This window comes from Alkalisalibacterium limincola, from assembly GCF_008017755.1.
GTDB lineage: Bacteria > Pseudomonadota > Gammaproteobacteria > Xanthomonadales > Xanthomonadaceae > Alkalisalibacterium > Alkalisalibacterium limincola.
Genome location: NZ_VRTS01000003.1, coordinates 326,579 through 341,826 on the forward strand (window position 1 = coordinate 326,579; position 15,248 = coordinate 341,826).

The 15,248-nt window shown below is 67.0% G+C and carries 14 protein-coding genes and 1 pseudogene; all 15 read right to left on the reverse strand.

All coding sequences use genetic code 11. The features are described 5' to 3' along the window. Positions 1-174: 174 nt before the first annotated feature. Positions 175-1,002, reverse strand: a complete 828-nt coding sequence (locus FU658_RS06550; protein ID WP_147891343.1) for a GIY-YIG nuclease family protein — start codon at positions 1,000-1,002, stop codon at positions 175-177. A 165-nt stretch (positions 1,003-1,167) separates the two neighbouring features. Further along, positions 1,168-2,274 carry a serine hydrolase domain-containing protein gene (locus FU658_RS06555; protein ID WP_187265968.1) on the reverse strand — a complete coding sequence of 369 codons (1,107 nt, stop codon included), beginning with the start codon at positions 2,272-2,274 and terminating at the stop codon, positions 1,168-1,170. A gap of 341 nt (positions 2,275-2,615) precedes the next feature. Next, on the reverse strand, positions 2,616-2,984 hold the full coding sequence (locus FU658_RS06560; protein ID WP_147891345.1) for a VOC family protein: 369 nt from the start codon (positions 2,982-2,984) through the stop codon (positions 2,616-2,618). A 27-nt stretch (positions 2,985-3,011) separates the two neighbouring features. After that, complete coding sequence (locus FU658_RS06565; RefSeq protein ID WP_147891346.1) at positions 3,012-3,638, reverse strand: RNA polymerase sigma factor; 627 nt, start codon at positions 3,636-3,638, stop codon at positions 3,012-3,014. Positions 3,639-3,674: 36 nt separating this feature from the next. Beyond that, complete coding sequence (locus tag FU658_RS06570) at positions 3,675-5,003, reverse strand: sialidase family protein (RefSeq protein ID WP_147891347.1); 1,329 nt, start codon at positions 5,001-5,003, stop codon at positions 3,675-3,677. An 80-nt stretch (positions 5,004-5,083) separates the two neighbouring features. Continuing rightward, positions 5,084-5,434, reverse strand: a complete 351-nt coding sequence (locus FU658_RS06575; protein WP_147891348.1) for a tRNA-binding protein — start codon at positions 5,432-5,434, stop codon at positions 5,084-5,086. A 181-nt stretch (positions 5,435-5,615) separates the two neighbouring features. Next, a complete protein-coding gene (locus FU658_RS06580) occupies positions 5,616-6,929 on the reverse strand; it encodes an NAD(P)/FAD-dependent oxidoreductase (RefSeq protein ID WP_321167734.1) in 1,314 nt (437 codons plus the stop codon). After that, positions 6,913-7,815 carry a UTP--glucose-1-phosphate uridylyltransferase GalU gene (gene galU / locus FU658_RS06585; protein WP_147891349.1) on the reverse strand — a complete coding sequence of 301 codons (903 nt, stop codon included), beginning with the start codon at positions 7,813-7,815 and terminating at the stop codon, positions 6,913-6,915. Before galU ends, FU658_RS06580 begins: the two co-directional genes overlap by 17 nt. Beyond that, positions 7,812-9,725, reverse strand: coding sequence for a polysaccharide biosynthesis protein (locus FU658_RS06590; protein ID WP_255505453.1), 1,914 nt, complete (start codon positions 9,723-9,725; stop codon positions 7,812-7,814). Before FU658_RS06590 ends, galU begins: the two co-directional genes overlap by 4 nt. Next, positions 9,722-10,582 carry an MraY family glycosyltransferase gene (locus FU658_RS06595; protein WP_187265969.1) on the reverse strand — a complete coding sequence of 287 codons (861 nt, stop codon included), beginning with the start codon at positions 10,580-10,582 and terminating at the stop codon, positions 9,722-9,724. Before FU658_RS06595 ends, FU658_RS06590 begins: the two co-directional genes overlap by 4 nt. Before the next feature lie 182 nt (positions 10,583-10,764). Next, positions 10,765-11,937: a lipopolysaccharide assembly protein LapB gene (lapB, locus tag FU658_RS06600; protein WP_147891351.1), complete on the reverse strand. Its 1,173-nt coding sequence runs from the start codon at positions 11,935-11,937 to the stop codon at positions 10,765-10,767. Continuing rightward, positions 11,934-12,227, reverse strand: a complete 294-nt coding sequence (locus FU658_RS06605; protein WP_147891352.1) for a LapA family protein — start codon at positions 12,225-12,227, stop codon at positions 11,934-11,936. The genes lapB and FU658_RS06605 overlap by 4 nt, the downstream gene beginning before the upstream one ends. 86 nt (positions 12,228-12,313) lie before the next feature. Next, positions 12,314-12,613, reverse strand: a complete 300-nt coding sequence (locus FU658_RS06610) for an integration host factor subunit beta (RefSeq protein ID WP_147891353.1) — start codon at positions 12,611-12,613, stop codon at positions 12,314-12,316. Positions 12,614-12,687: 74 nt separating this feature from the next. Continuing rightward, entirely contained in the window at positions 12,688-14,361 is a 1,674-nt protein-coding gene (rpsA, locus tag FU658_RS06615; protein ID WP_147891354.1) for a 30S ribosomal protein S1, read from the reverse strand. A gap of 196 nt (positions 14,362-14,557) precedes the next feature. Continuing rightward, positions 14,558-15,243, reverse strand: a pseudogene (cmk, locus tag FU658_RS06620) ((d)CMP kinase). Between the last annotated feature and the right edge of the window lie 5 nt (positions 15,244-15,248).

Sequence of the window (15,248 nt, forward strand, 5' to 3'; positions counted from 1 at the left end):
GCGCCACCGCACGGATTGATCGGGCATCCGCCTTCACCCTGGTGACTTGCCGTAGTCCGGACTGGCGCGTTTACTCCGGACTCCTCGACCGCTTTGGACTGGCCGGGGCGCGCGGTCGGCACGTCGGTGTTCGGCCAAGAGCGGACTTTCCGTCAGAGCTCTTGTCCGCCGCTCTCAGAGGTGCGGGAGCAGCACTCCCGCGCTGAGAAGGGTCGCCTGATCCAAAAACGTGAGAATTGCTTCGTATCCAACACTCGAGAGAAGAAAGCTTTCATCACCCGGGTTCGCCGCCCCGATGAGTTGAGCCAAGCCCGCCCGCAGCAAATCCGAAGCCACGCCGTTCTCGATCACCATAGGCGCATCTTCGACGACAAGCTTCCGAGGAATCACGGCTCTAGGCTCGATGAGCACCCGATTTGCGATCGCACTCGCCGCGAGGGCAGCCACCATTCTTTTGCTTGGCTTTCTGGGTCCCCGATGGGGAGCGCTGTGCGCCAACAGCGTAGTTGCCAGGGGCCGAACGGGAACCGAGCTCACTTCTTCGCAAAGGCGCAGGAAGAATCGGTTCGCAATGCCACGTTCCCCTGGCGCATCCGGCCCGTGCAGTGCAGCGTCGATCCGTCGGAGAGTCTCCTCAGATAGACCAGATGTTCCTTCTCCACCGTCCGTGAGGTTTGTAAGCGGCCCGGTGCCCAGATCGTGCCGCCCAAAGGTTCGAATCAGCTCAATCTCATGTCCGAGGCATTCGGCCTCACGCTCGAAGACCTGGTGGATCCGATACCCGATGGTCGCACCGGCACGCGTAACCGCCCGGATGGTATTGAGCTTGTGTGTTCGTCCCAAGCCGAGCGCTTCGCGCTCATGATGGAAGATCCGCCTGCCCCGACCTTTCCCCACGTAGAAGGGCGTCCCATCAGGGCGGTAGAGCAAATACACGTAGAAGACCTCCCGGCCGATCTGCGCAAGCGCCTCTTCTGCCTCTGCTTTTGTGAGGACCCCCATCGCCGGATCCGCTTCCTTTCCTATCCTAAGACAGCCAGCTTGGGGGAAGTATCCCGTCCAGCGTCAAGTCTTCCGGATATGCCGTGCGCCGATTCCCGCCAGAAGCGGCGGGTTGACCTATGCATCGCGAAGTGGCTTCTGGATGTGTTCATCGAGAGTACCGGGTCAGCGAGAAGCCTGTTCACGGAGCAGAGTTACGAATTCCGGGTTCGCGCCAATCAAGTCCAGTACGGGCAAGACTGCTCGATTTCCATTCTCACTGTTCGTCAAAATGACCGTTCCACTTCCCGTCGATGGCGTCCAGTATGCGAGCGAGAACCCGTCGGTGTCGGACCCTGTATGCATGTAGTAGGGGACCCCGCCTATTACAAAAAGCGTCCAGCCGAGCGCAGGCCCGGCACTTTCTGGGCATATGGAAGCTGGAATGCCATCACACATTTGATTCAGCTGGTCTGCCTGCACACGAGCCCGCTCTGCAATCAGACCGGGGGTCAACGCGTCACGACGCATCAGAGAGATCAGGAACGTGGCGTAGTCGCCGACGTTGGTGACCAGATCATCGGCCGCGGACGGGGTTTCCCGCGTGACCGGAGGTGTCCACGTATCGTTTGAACGGCTACTGGCTACGGCAGCAGGTGGCTCAGACCCGGCCGTGTACGTTGTAGCGGTCATTCCGAGGGGTTTGAACACCAGTCGCTGGGCATGATGGTCGATGCCAGCACCAGTGAGGTGCCCGATGAACTTGGCGACGTACTCGTAGCCCTCACCTGAATAGCCTGCTTCGCCACCTGGATCGCTCCCGAAGCGCAAGCCGCCAGTGCTACGCCAGTTCGGGAACCCGGTCTGGTGATTCAGGGCCAGGCGGGGTGTGAGCCGCTCGTGTCGCGAATCGTCCGATAGATCGGGGTCGAGCCACGTGCTGGACATGGGCTGATCCAGCGAGAATCGGCCCTCGGCGACGAGGCGTAGGATCACCTCCGCCGACACAGGCTTCGTGAGTGAGGCGACGTTGTACCGCGTCTGCGTTGTGGCGGCCTGTCCTGGAGCACTGAGTCCCGCGGCCTGCATCGCAACGATGCGGCCACTCTCGATATGGGCAACCGAAATGCTTGCTGCCCCGCTGCGGTCGAGCACTTCGGGCAGTCCTGTCGCGAGCTTCGCGTTGATCGCTTCTTCTGCAGTTTGCTCGACACCCGGAAAAGCTGGAGAGCTGGCCCCAACCGTTGAAGCAGCGAAGACCGCGATGGAAACAAGGACCTTGTAACGAACCATGGGAAAACACCTTTTCATAGCAGACACAGACTGCGCGGGCCTTCCGGCTCGCTCGATACATTTCTATCGAGATCTGCAAACGTATTGAGGGTTTGAGGCCCGAAGCATTCAGCAGACGATGAGGGCCGACAACAGAGGTGTGACGAAGTACGCCAACGAAGCGACGAGCCGCCAATACTTGCGACAGAAGCGAGGTTGAAGGTCGACCCTGGAACGTAAAGTCGATCTCGCTACCCCGGCCCCTGGGCTACGGATGCGCAGCGACGTTGCTGAGGACCGCCCAGCTTTTCGTAGACATACGGCACGTCCGCTTCGGGTCGACTCCGGCCCTCGCCCGTGATTCAACGACGCCGCGGGCTGTCCGGCGGCTGGTAGACGCTGAGGCCATTGCCGTCGGGGTCGATGAAATCGACTGAGAGCCCGCCGTCCGGGCATTCGCTCACGGGCGCCACGATCTCGACGCCTTTCCCGGCCAGCGCGTCGGCGTAGTCGTCGATGCCGCCTTCCACCTCGAACACCAACACCGGGGAGTCGCCGGCGCGGGCCTCCCTGGCGATGAACACGAGCGAGAGATGGCCGACCTGTCCGGTGGCGTATTCGGGGTCGTGCACTTCCACGGGCACACCGAGGACGTCGCGGTAGAACGCGCAGGCGCGGGCGATGTCGCGGACGAAGAGGACGATGGCGCCGATCTTGCATTGGTCGAGCATGTGGATCTCCAGGTGGTTGTGTCCCCGTCAGTTGCCGCCGGGCGCCGATCTGTGAGCATCTCCTCCCAGGACGATGAGGTGCCCATCGGCATCGTGGGTGCCCAGCCCCGGGCGCCTGTCGATCGCAGCCTTGAGCGCCCGGCGCAGGAGCCCGTACTGCAGGTCGACGCAACGCGACGGCCCTGCCCCGGGAATGGCGGCCCAGGCCTCCCCTGCCGACAGGCCTGCCGTGGCGAGCGACTTCCGGATTGAAGTCAGGCGCTGCCGGAACGCCGTGTCGCTGACGCCCAGGATCCAACGGATCTCCTCGGCCGCGAGGCCGTGCAGGGCCAGGACCGCCACCCTGCGTGCAGCGGGTGGCATCGAAGCCAGCAGTTCACGCAGCCGGGAGTACGCCTCGACCGGTAGGGTTGTCGTGCTTGGGTCATCACCGAGCACCAGGGCCACGGCCGCCTCGCGCTGCCGCCGCCTCACCGCCGTGCGCGCCTGCATCGCTGCAAGCTTGCGCATGACGCCGTGCATCCACGCCGGGTCGTCGCGACCGGCCTCTAGGGCCGCCACCAGGGTGTCCTGGACCAGGTCATCCGCATCACCCGCGCGATGCACGAGGCGCCGGGCCTTGAGGCGCAGTTCGCGGTAGCCCTCGTTGTCCATGGAGGTCCAGTGCTGGCGCGGGTCGGAAGGGACGTCTTACCGGTTGACGGCGCCGCGGAAGAGCTTCACGTCGCTGGAATCATTGGACCTGAAAGTGCTGTTCACCAGCAAGACCTGGCCGTCCGGCCCGGCGGCAAGCTTGCTTCCGAGCAGGCCCTGCATGCTGCCGTTGACGCCGCCGTCCGGGTCGATGCTCCCAGGCACCACCTCGGGCTCGGAAAACGTCTCGCCGCGGTCGATCGAATACACGAAGCCGAGCCCGTTGGGCCGGGTCCCGGGCGCCGGGAACACCTCCCAGGAAACATAGACATGCCCGTCGGTACCCGTGGCGATGGCAGGGAACCCGGTGCTGCCGAAACGTTCGAGCTGGCGGCCGGACAGGTCCACCGGCGTCGTGAACGCCTCCTCGCCCCGGGCCCGGCGCGCGTACTTGATCCGGTAGCGCTGCATCGGCCCTTCGACGCTCTCGCCATACACCAGGTGGACGGTGCCTTCGTCGTCCACGGCGATCTGCGGCGCATCAACGTGACCGGGCCCCGGGTGCACGCTCGATGGTGCAGCGAAGGTCTCGCCGCCGTCCTCCGATCGGGTCACGCGCACGTCGGCGTCGGTGCGCTCGCCCAGCGTCCAGGCGACGTGGACGACGCCTTGCGCATCGACGGCCAGGCTGGGCCCGAAGGCCGGCCCCGCCGCATCTTCCCCGGGAACCCTGCGGGGTGCGGTAAAGGACTCGCCCGCGTCGCTCGAGCGGCTCAACCACAGATCCCCTTCGTAGTCCGTCCAGGCCGCGTACAAGGTCTCGTCCGGGCCCGGCGCGAGGGCAAGGCTGCCGTTGTGCCAGAAATCCGCGGTGACCCGCCCCTTGCCGGCACCGGCGCGGTCGTCGGACAGGTTGCGTGCCTCCTTAAACGTGCGCCCGCCATCATCGGAACGCGCGAACAGGATGTCACCGCCATGCGAGCCACCGGAGAAGATGATCTCCTGCCAGAGCACATGCACCGAGTCGGGCCGTGAATCCGACAGCGCGATCCTCGGCAGCCAGGAGAACACCCCGGGCGTACGCGACACGTCCACAGGTTCCGCCATCTGCGCCTCGCCGTCAGCGGAATAACGCTGGAAGAGCAGGTTCTTGCGGGCCTGGTCCACCCACACCACGGCGATGGTACCGCTGGCATCGATGGCCGCAGTAGGCGCGTCGACGTAGTCGAAGTCGGACTCGTTCATCCGCCATGGCCCCTGGTGGCCACCACCGGAGGCGATTACCTGCGGCTCCTGCCAGGCCACCCGATCCCCCGCCAGCAGCCCCGAAACGAGCGCCACCACCAGCGCTGCAAGCGCGATGCTCCTCACGAAGGAATGCTTCATATGCAGCCACTCCCTGCCGGCCGTGCGACATACGACGTGTTCCTCGAAAAGCTTAAGGCAAACGCTTGCCGCTTCCCACCTCACGCCATCCGCGTGCCGTTGGGCACGGGCCGCTCCAGCGTCGTGATCACCACGCCTTCGTCGGTCGGAAAGCCGGTGAGCAGGAACTCGGACACGAACGGCCCGATCTGCTTCGGCGGAAAGTTGATCACCCCGACGACCTGCCGTCCCACCAGGTCCTCCGCCGAATACAGGTCACGCACCTGCGCACTGGTCTTGCGCTCGCCATGCGGCCCGAAGTCCACCCACAGCTTCCACGCCGGCTTGCGCGCCTCGGGAAACGCCTCCACCCGCACCACCGTCCCCGCCACCAGGACGACCTTGGAAAAGTCCCCCCACGAAATCTCGGCAAGTTCGTCAGCGCTGCTCATCTCCGGAGTATCCCCCACCACCCCACTCCGCCGCGACCCGCAGGCGGGGGTGCGCGGGGTACTCCTCCCAAGAATCTTTAAAGAAAAACCCCGCAGGGGTTTTTCGATTCGGGGAGGAGTACCCCGCGCACCCCCGCTTCCAGCAACTCCCACGCCACCGGGACCAAACCCCGAACAAGCCCTACTCGCGCGCAGCCTTCCACCAATCCTTCACCTGCGCCCGCCAATACGCCCCCTGCGCCGCCAGCAGCCCAAAAGGCTTGAACGCCGAAACCAACCCATAGTCGGAAAGCTCCCGCCAACGCGCATCCCCTTCCGCGATCCCCGCAGCCACCAACTCACCCGCGAACGTCGTCGGCCCCACCCCGTGCCCGCCGAAAGCCTGCGACAGCCAAAGCCCCGGCGCGATCTCCCCGACCTGCGGCATCTCGTGACGCGCGTAGCTCATCAATCCCGACCACGCGGAATCGATCCCCACCCCCTGGAGCTGCGGAAACACCCGCAGCAGATCGCGCATCAGCAGCCGCCGCACGCCCGCCGGATCACGGTCGCGGATGGAGATCCGCCCTCCCCACAGCAGCCGCCCGTCCGGCAACGGCCGGTAATAGTCGAATGCAAAGCGCGTGTCGTAGACCGCCGAACGCGTCGTCATCACCTGCGCCATGCGCTCGCCCAGCGGCTCGCTCACCATCACGTAGGTCGCGATCGGCATCACGCCCCGGTCCACGTCGCGCCGCAGCCCCGCCAGGTAGCCGCCACAGGCCAGCACCACGTTGCGTGCGCGCACCTCGCCGTCCGGCGTCCTGACCCGCCACCCGCTGCCCTCTCGATCCAGCGAAAGCGCCGGGCTGTGCTCGTGCACCGCCACGCCCATCGCCCGCGCCGCCATCGCCACCCCACGCGCATACTTCACCGGGTGGAAATGGAACGAGCCGGGCTCGCTCAACGCCGCGCTGTAGCGATCGGTGTGCAGCTGCGTGCGCAGCGCCGCGCGATCGACCCAGTGCCAGTGCGTGTCGAAGTGGTCGCGCAACAGCGCCTGGCGCTCGCGCAGTACCGCGGGGTCCTTGAACCAGTTCGCCCACAGCACCGGCGCATCGACCCGGTCGCAGTCGATGCGGTAGCGCTGGCTGCGCTCGCGGATCAGCCCGACCGCCTCGCGGGTGCCCCGATGCAGGGCCTTGGCGCGCCGTGGCCCGAGGTCCGCCAGCAGGGCCGCCTCGCCGCGCGAGAACCCGGAGAATACGAAACCGCCGTTGCGACCCGAGGCCCCGAAGGCCAGCGACCTGGCCTCCAGCAGGCAAATGCCGTCCTGGCCCCGCTCGGCCAGCCCCAATGCGGTGTTGAGTCCGGCGAACCCGCCGCCGACGATGCACGTCTCGACCTCCACCACGCCGGACAGCGGCGCAAGGGTGTCCCCCTCGCCCGCCGTCGCGTCGTAGTAGTTGCCAGGGCGCCCGTTTCCGGGCGGCAGGGGCTCAGCTGTTTTCGGCAACGCCCAGCTCGTCCAGCGCCGACTGCATCGCCGCCGCGGCAGCCTCGCTCAGCTTCTCGTTGTCCAGCGCGAACCGGATCGTCGCCTCGATCAGGCCGATGTGGCTGCCGCAATCGAAGCGGGTGCCCTTGAAGCGGTAGGCCAGCACCGGGTCATCGACCAGCAGTGCCGCGATCGCGTCGGTCAGCTGGATCTCGCCACCCGCGCCCGGCGTCGTGCTCTCCAGGAGCTCGAAGATGCGCGGGCTCAGCACGTAGCGACCGACCACGGCCAACGTGCTCGGCGCATCGGCAGGCTTGGGCTTCTCCACCATGTGGGTGATGCGACCGTGGCGGTTGCTGAAGGTGTCGGTCGCCACGATGCCGTAGCTGCCGGTCTTCTCGCGCGGCACGTCCTGCACGGCGATCACGCTGGCCGACTCGGCCTCGGCCAGGTCGACCATCTGCTTGAGGGCGCCATCGCCCCCCCGGTTCCAGATCAGGTCGTCGGGCAGCAGCACCGCGAAGGGCTCGTTGCCGACCACCGGCTTGGCGCACAACACCGCGTGCCCCAGCCCCAGCGCCTCGGCCTGGGTCACGAAGATGGCCCGCACATGCGAGGGCAGCACGCCGCGGATCGTCTCCAGCAGCTCGTGCTTGCCGGCGCGCTCGAGCTTCTGTTCCAGCTCGTAGGCCTTGTCGAAGTAGTCCGCGACCGCGTGCTTGTAGCGGTTGGTGATGAACACCAGCGTCTCGCAGCCCGCCGCGACGGCCTCGTCCACCGCGTACTGGATCAGCGGCCGGTCGACGATCGGCAGCATCTCCTTGGGTACGGTCTTGGTGGCTGGCAGGAAGCGGGTGCCCAGACCCGCGACGGGAAAAACAGCGGTACGGACCCGGGAAGTCAAGACGGGGAGCCCCCTTGGAGTTGGACCACGTTGTTGGACGGTTTCGCCTGGTCGCCCTCGGGCGCATCGGGGCGGTACTCGGGCACGCTGGTGCGAAGGACGTGCTCGATGCGTGACAGGTCATAGCGACCCACGGCGTCGCGCGCCAGCTTCACCGCCCGCGCCACGGAATCGTCGTCCACCTCGCGCGGCTCGGCCTCGAGGATCTTCGGGTGCAGCGTGGCCCGGTACTTCTCGTCGGGATGGAACAGCGATTCGTGCAGCTTCTCGCCGGGGCGAAGGCCCGTGTAGACGATATGGATGTCGCGCCCGGGCTGCTTGCCCGCCACCCGGATCATCTGCTCGGCCAGCATGCGGATCGCCACCGGCGTGCCCATGTCCAGCGTGAAGATCGACTCCTTCGAGCCCATCGCCGAGGCCTGGATGATCAACTGGCAGGCCTCGGGGATGGTCATGAAGAAGCGCGTGACATCCGGGTGGGTCACCGTGACCGGGCCGCCCTGCCGGATCTGTTCGCGGAACAGCGGCACCACGGACCCGGCCGAATCCAGCACGTTGCCGAAGCGAACCGTGACGAAACGGGTCTGGCAGTCGGCCGAGATCTGGTGGCAGACCATCTCGGCCAGGCGCTTGGTGGCGCCCAGCACGTTGACCGGGTCGACCGCCTTGTCGGTCGAGATCAGCACGAAGGTACCCACGCCGGCCTCGGCGGCCGCCCGCGCGGTCACCTCGGTGGCCAGCACGTTGTTGAGCATCGCCTCGCGCAATTCATCCTCGAGCAGGGGCACCTGCTTGTAGGCCGCGGCATGGAACACCGCGTCGACGCTGGCCCGCGACAGCGCATGCTTCATCACCGCCGGGTCGCCGCAGTTGCCCAGGATGGTGGTCAGCCTCAGGGCCGGGTAACCGCGAAGCAGTTCCTGGGCGATGTTGCACAGGCCCAGCTCGGAGAATTCGACCAGCACCAGCTGGTGCACGCCCAGCCGGGCGCACTTGCGGCACAGCTCCGAGCCGATCGAGCCGCCGGCACCGGTCACCAGGACCGTGCGGCCCTCCAGCCAGTTGCCCATCCGGTCCCAGTCACCGGGCACCGGCTCGCGGCCCAGCAGGTCCTCGATCGGCACCTCCTGCAGCTCACCCGGCGCCACGCGCCCGTCCAGCACGTCCTGGATGCGTGGCACGCTGCGGAACGGCAGCTTGGACTTCTCGCAAAGCTGCAGGATGCGCTGCATCGCCTCCGCCCCCACCGAGGGCATCGCGATGACCAGCATCTGCGAAGCGGTCTCGCGGCCGGTCCGCTCGACCTCGTCGAGACGCCCCAGCACCGGCACGCCGTGGATGCGGCTGCCCCTGAGGAAGGGGTCGTCGTCGAGGAAGCCGATCGGCACGTAGCGCGGATCCCGCTTGAGGTCGCGCACCAGCGCCTCGCCGGCCCGGCCGGCACCCAGGATCAACACGCGGAGGCCGGGCTCGCCATCGCCCTGCGCGTGGTGGGCGTCCTTCCAGGCGCGGTAGAGCAGGCGCGGGGCACCCAGCGTGATCACCAGGCCCAGCGGATAGGCCAGCAGCACCAGGCGGGGCACCAGGAAGGCGCGGTCGAAGAAGAGGAACAGGGCCGCACCGATCGCGATGGCGCCGACGACGGAGGCCCGCAGGATATTGAACAGGTCGGGCATGCTGGCAAAGCGCCACAGGCCCTTGTAAAGGCCCATCCGCCAGAACACCAGAGCCTGGATCGCCAGTACCAGCGCCACCTCCGCGCTGAACCACGGCACCGCCGGCGCGTCGACCTGGTAGCTGAACCGGATCCGGTTCAGGCCCACCCAGCACAACCACACCATCATCAGATCGTGGGCGACCACCAGAATGCGCGGCAACCATCCCACCAGCATCCGTTTGCTGTAGGTCATCTACCGCGCCTCCTGCGCATTCGCATCAGCCAAATCCTCTTCATCGACAATCGGGCCATGCACAATCCGGCGATGCCCACGAAGAACGCCAATCCGGCCAACTCAGCGGGGCTGTTCCAGAAACCAATGGCTATTATGGCAGCAACGAGACCCATGAACGTATATAGATACGTAATCCGGGCGTGGGAGTGGCCTTGCCGCACCGCCCATTGGTAGGCGTGCTCGCGGTGGGGCTCCCACCAGCGGCGCCCCCGGGCGATGCGCTCGGCCAGGGTCACGCCGGTGTCGACGATGAATACCGCCGGCAGCAGGCCCAGCAGCAGCCACTGTGGCGGCGCGCTGCGCGAGGCCGCGACCAGCAGCAGCACGGCCAGGCTGTAACCCAGGGCCCCGCTGCCCACGTCACCCAGGAAGATCCTCGCCTGCGGGAAATTGAACGGCAGGAACCCGATGCAGGCCGCGCACACCCCCAGCGCAACCAGGGTCCACGGGCCGTCGAGCGCACCGGGCAACCAGGTCACCGCCAGCGCCACCAGGGCCGCCTGGGCGGTGGCGATGCCATTGATGCCGTCCATGAAGTTCCACAGGTTGACCATGCCGGCCACCCAGAACATCGCCACGGCGATCACCGCCACGTCGAAGGGACCGGTTGGCCAACCCAGCACCGCCAGGGCCACGGCCAGGCCGGCAGCCAGGTGTACCCCCAGGCGGAACAGCGCCGGGAGGTCGCGGTGGTCGTCCCACCAGCCGACACCGGCCACGGCGAGCAAGCCGGCCAGCGCCCACCAGGTGGCCGCGGTGCCGGCCACCGGCCCCAGCTGGATCGCCAGCACCAGCGTGGCGGCGATTGCCGCCACGATGCCGACCCCTCCCCCGCGCGGCGTCGGCACCGAATGGCTGCGCCGCGCCCCCCGGCTGGTCTAGCATCGCGCGCGAAAGCGCGTAGCGCCGCGCAAGCCACGCACCCAGTGCAGCGATACCCGCGCACCCCAGAACCAGGCCCAGCAGCAGCATCGGCAACTGCACGCCCTGCGCCACGTCAGGCATCGGCCAGGTTGTGCACGGGCTTCACCGAGCCCCAGTTCTTGCAACTCGGGCACTGCCAGTGGTGGTTGCGCGCACCGAAGCCGCAATGGCTGCAGCGGTAGGCCGGCGATCGCATGATCAACTGCTCGGTCACCTGCTTCAGGGCGGCCAGTGTCCCGGACAGGTCCGAACTGCCGTCCTCCAGGCTCATCTCGATCAGCGCCGCCTGCCCGCGGATCGACGGACGGCGGCGCAACTGGCTGGACAGGAACTCCGCCGCCGCCGCCCGGCCCTCCTCGTGCTCGATGATGCGTGCCATCGCCAGGATCGGCGATACGCCCGGATGGCGCTCGATCATCTCCGCCAGGAACGCCTTGGCCCGCGACACGTCCTCGCGGTTCTCGTAGATCTGCAGTAGCGGGCGGAGGATCTCCGGCAGGTAGTCCACGTCCAGGCGCGCCACCCGCTCGAAGGCGCGCATCGCCGCCGCGTCGTTGCCCAGGGCCTGCTCGATGCGTCCCTCGGCCAGGCTGGCGCGCACGCTCTGGCCATCGGCGGCGAAGGCGTGCGCGAGCTCCTGCTTGGCCTGTTCATAGTCGCCGCGCTGGCGGGCCGCCTCGGCCAGCTCGCAGTGGAACTGCGCCACCAGCCGCCCCATCGACTCGCCCGTGCTGGACTGGTAGCGGCGCGCATGGTCGATGGCCTTCTGCCACTCCCGCTCGGCCTGGTAGATCGAGATCAGGTGGCGCAGGGCCTGCGGCACCTCCGCGTCGGCCTGCACCAGCTCCGAGAACAGCGTCTCGGCGCGGTCCAGCAACCCCGCGCGCATGTAGTCCTCGCCCAGTTCCAGCAGCGCCATCGTCTTGTGCTGCTCGCTCAGTCCCGGCCGCGTCACCAGGCCCTGGTGCAGGCGGATGGCGCGCTCGATCTCGCCACGCCGACGGAACAGATGGCCCAGCGCCACCTGGGTCTCGATCGTGTCCTTGTCGGTCTCGGCAATCTGCAGGAACAGCTCCAGCGCCTTGTCCTGCTGCTCGGTGAGCAGGTAGTTCAGGCCGCGGAAGTAGGTCGTCGACAGCCGCGTGACACGGTGGCCGGTCTTGCGCGCCCCGCCCCTGCGGCCCACCAGCCAACCACTGAATGCCGCCACCGGCAGCAACAGCACCCAGAGCAGCGACCAGTTCACGACCGCGGCGGATGCATCGGCGGCAGTGGTTCCTGTGCCGGGGCACCCGGCTCGGAAGCCTTCGAGCGCGAGCGTCGCAGTTGCCGCTGCAGCGGCCACACCACGCCCGCCAGCACGGCCAGCCCCCCGAGGATCGCCCCCACCAGCATGGCCAGCAGGACGACCACGCCCAGGGAGAGCGTGAACCGGTCGAAGTACAGGTCGATGACCACCGGATCGGCGTTGAGTGCGCTGAAGGCCATGCCCAGCGCGACGAAGAGGATGGCGATGAGGACCTGCAACACGCGCATGGATTCCAACCTCGGACGGGGTGCCCGAAGCTTAGCTGAAAGCCATCATTTACTGTAGGCGCACCGCGGAAGCGGCGACCTGGAACTCAGCCTGCGTCGGTGACCGGCGCCTGGTTGACGCGCTCGCGCAGTTCCTTGCCCGGCTTGAAGTGCGGGACGTGCTTGCCGGGAAGTGCAACGGACTCACCGGTCTTGGGGTTGCGGCCCAGCCGTGGCGGCCGGTAGTGCAACGAAAAACTGCCAAAGCCACGGACCTCGATACGATCGCCCCGGGAAAGGGCATCGCTCATCAGCTCGAGCAGGGTCTTGACCCCCATGTCCACGTCGTCGGCCTTGAGGTGGCCCTGGCGACGGGTGAGCGCTTCGATGAGTTCGGACTTGGTCATGGATTCGGGCGTCTTGCGGATCGGGCGGCGAAGCGACGGCCCCGGGGATTCCCCCGGGGCCGTGCGATCAACGATTACTCGGACTTGTTGAGCTGCTCACGCAGCAACGCGCCCAGCTTGGTGGTGCCGCTGGAAGCCTGCTGGTACTCGTCCATGATCTCGCGGGTCTCGGCCTCGTCCTTGGCGCGGATCGACAGCTGCAGCGAGCGGCCGCGACGGTCCATGCCCATGAAGCGGGCCTCGACCGACTCGCCGACCTTCAGCATCGTGGTGGCGTCCTCGACGCGCTCCTTGGCGATCTCCGAAGCACGCACGTAGCCCTCGACACCCTCGCCCAGGTCGATCGTCGCACCCTTGGCGTCGACTTCCTTGACGGTGCCGGTGACCAGCGAACCCTTCGGGTTGGCCGCCATGAACTGGCCGAACGGATCCTGCTCCATCTGCTTGATGCCCAGCGAGATGCGCTCGCGTTCCGGGTCGACCGCCAGGACCACGGCCTCGACGTCGTCGCCCTTCTTGAAGTTGCGCACCACGTCTTCGCCGGTGGCATCCCAGGAGATGTCGGACAGGTGCACCAGGCCATCGATGCCGCCGTCCAGGCCGACGAAGATGCCGAAGTCGGTGATCGACTTGATCTGGCCGTTGACCTTGTCGCCCTTCTTGTGCATCGCCGAGAAGGCTTCCCACGGGTTGGACTGGCACTGCTTGATGCCCAGCGAGATGCGGCGACGCTCCTCGTCCACATCCAGCACCATCACCTCGGTCTCGTCGCCGACCTGCACGACCTTCGACGGGTTGACGTTCTTGTTGGTCCAGTCCATCTCGGACACGTGCACCAGGCCCTCGACGCCCGGCTCGATCTCCACGAACGCACCGTAATCGGTGACGTTGGAGACCTTGCCCATGACGCGCGAGTTCGCCGGGTAGCGACGCGCGATGTTGTCCCACGGATCCTCGCCCAGCTGCTTGAGGCCCAGCGAAACGCGGTTGCGCTCGCGGTCGAACTTCAGCACGCGCACGTCGAGCTCGTCGCCCACGTTCACCACCTCGGACGGATGGCGCACGCGCTTCCAGGCCATGTCGGTGATGTGCAGCAGGCCGTCGATGCCGCCCAGGTCCACGAACGCGCCGTAGTCGGTCAGGTTCTTCACGACGCCCTTGAGCACCGCGCCCTCGACCAGCTTCTCCATCAGCTGCTCGCGCTCCTCGCTGTGCTCGCTCTCGACCACCGCACGGCGGGAGACGACCACGTTGTTGCGCTTGCGGTCCAGCTTGATGAGCTTGAACTCAAGCTCCTTGCCCTCGAGGTAGGCCGGGTCGCGCACGGGGCGCACATCGACCAGCGAACCCGGCAGGAATGCGCGGACGTCGCGGATGTCGACGGTGAAGCCGCCCTTGACCTTGCCGCTGATGCGGCCGGTGACGGTGGCATTCTCTTCCAGGGCCTGCTCGAGCTCGTCCCACACCATCGCGCGCTTGGCCTTCTCGCGCGAAAGTACGGTCTCGCCAAAGCCGTTTTCCAGGGCGTCGAGGGCGACCTTTACTTCGTCACCCACCTCGACTTCGATTTCACCCTGGTCGTTACGGAACTGCTCGATGGGCACGATGCCCTCGGACTTCAGTCCAGCGTTGATGACCACGACGTCGGAGCGGATCTCGACGACGGTGCCGGTAACGATGGAGCCCGGCTTGAGCGCGGCGATGCTCGCCTGGCTCGATTCGAACATTTCAGCAAAAGATTCGGTCATTGGATTGGATTCTCGGTTGAACACACGGGCCGTCGCGGCATGCGGGGCCCACCTGTTGTACGGCCGGTATGGCCGCTGTGGATTGCACCTCCGCCGCCCCCATGGCGACGGATGATTGCCCTGCTGCGTGTCGAAACACGACCGGCCAGGCCCTTGGCCCGGCTGTTGACGATGTCCTGGCAGGGGGTCGGGCGGGTCAGCCGTTCCGGAGCGAATCCGGGATGAGGCTGATCACGCGCTCGATGACCTCTTCGATCCCCAGGCCGGTGGTGTCGATGTGGACGGCGTCTTCGGCCGGCCTCAGCGGCGCCACCGCGCGCTGGGCGTCACGGGCATCGCGGGCGAGGATCTCGCGCAGCAGACCCGGAAGATTAACCGAAACCCCTTTATCCTTCAACTGCTTATATCTCCGCTCCGCACGCTCCTCGGCGCTGGCGGTCAGGAACACCTTGTAGGCGGCGTCGGGGAAGATCACCGTCCCCATGTCGCGGCCGTCCGCCACCAGCCCCGGCAGGCGCCGGAAGGCGCGCTGGCGCTCGCGCAGCGCGGTGCGCACCTCGGGGATCGCGGCGATCGCCGAGCCGCCGCCCCGGCGGTCTCGGTGCGCAGTTCATCGGTCACGTCGCTGCCGTTCACCAGCACGCGCGGCTCGTGCTCGCCGTCGTTGGAGAAGCCGACTTCGGTGTCGAAGGTGCAGCGCACCAGGGCGCCGGCATCGGAGAAGTCGATGTTGTTCCAGCCGGCGGCCAGGCCGACGCCACGGTACAACGCGCCGGAGTCCAGGTAGTGCCAGCCCAGGGCGCGGGCAATCGCCCGCGAGATGGTGCCCTTGCCGGAGCCCGAGGGGCCGTCGATGGTGAGTACGGGGATGGTTTGGGTCATCACGC

Excerpts from the sequence above, each read along its gene's own strand:
- FU658_RS06605 (WP_147891352.1), bottom strand. The coding sequence starts at position 12,227 with ATGCGCGTGTTGCAGGTCCTCATCGCCATCCTCTTCGTCGCGCTGGGC.
- FU658_RS06610 (WP_147891353.1), bottom strand. The coding sequence starts at position 12,613 with ATGACCAAGTCCGAACTCATCGAAGCGCTCACCCGTCGCCAGGGCCAC.
- rpsA (WP_147891354.1), bottom strand. The coding sequence starts at position 14,361 with ATGACCGAATCTTTTGCTGAAATGTTCGAATCGAGCCAGGCGAGCATC.
- FU658_RS06550 (WP_147891343.1), bottom strand. The coding sequence starts at position 1,002 with ATGGGGGTCCTCACAAAAGCAGAGGCAGAAGAGGCGCTTGCGCAGATC.
- FU658_RS06575 (WP_147891348.1), bottom strand. The coding sequence starts at position 5,434 with ATGAGCAGCGCTGACGAACTTGCCGAGATTTCGTGGGGGGACTTTTCC.
- FU658_RS06565 (WP_147891346.1), bottom strand. The coding sequence starts at position 3,638 with ATGGACAACGAGGGCTACCGCGAACTGCGCCTCAAGGCCCGGCGCCTC.
- FU658_RS06560 (WP_147891345.1), bottom strand. The coding sequence starts at position 2,984 with ATGCTCGACCAATGCAAGATCGGCGCCATCGTCCTCTTCGTCCGCGAC.
- FU658_RS06555 (WP_187265968.1), bottom strand. The coding sequence starts at position 2,274 with ATGGTTCGTTACAAGGTCCTTGTTTCCATCGCGGTCTTCGCTGCTTCA.
- FU658_RS06570 (WP_147891347.1), bottom strand. The coding sequence starts at position 5,003 with ATGAAGCATTCCTTCGTGAGGAGCATCGCGCTTGCAGCGCTGGTGGTG.
- FU658_RS06590 (WP_255505453.1), bottom strand. The coding sequence starts at position 9,725 with ATGACCTACAGCAAACGGATGCTGGTGGGATGGTTGCCGCGCATTCTG.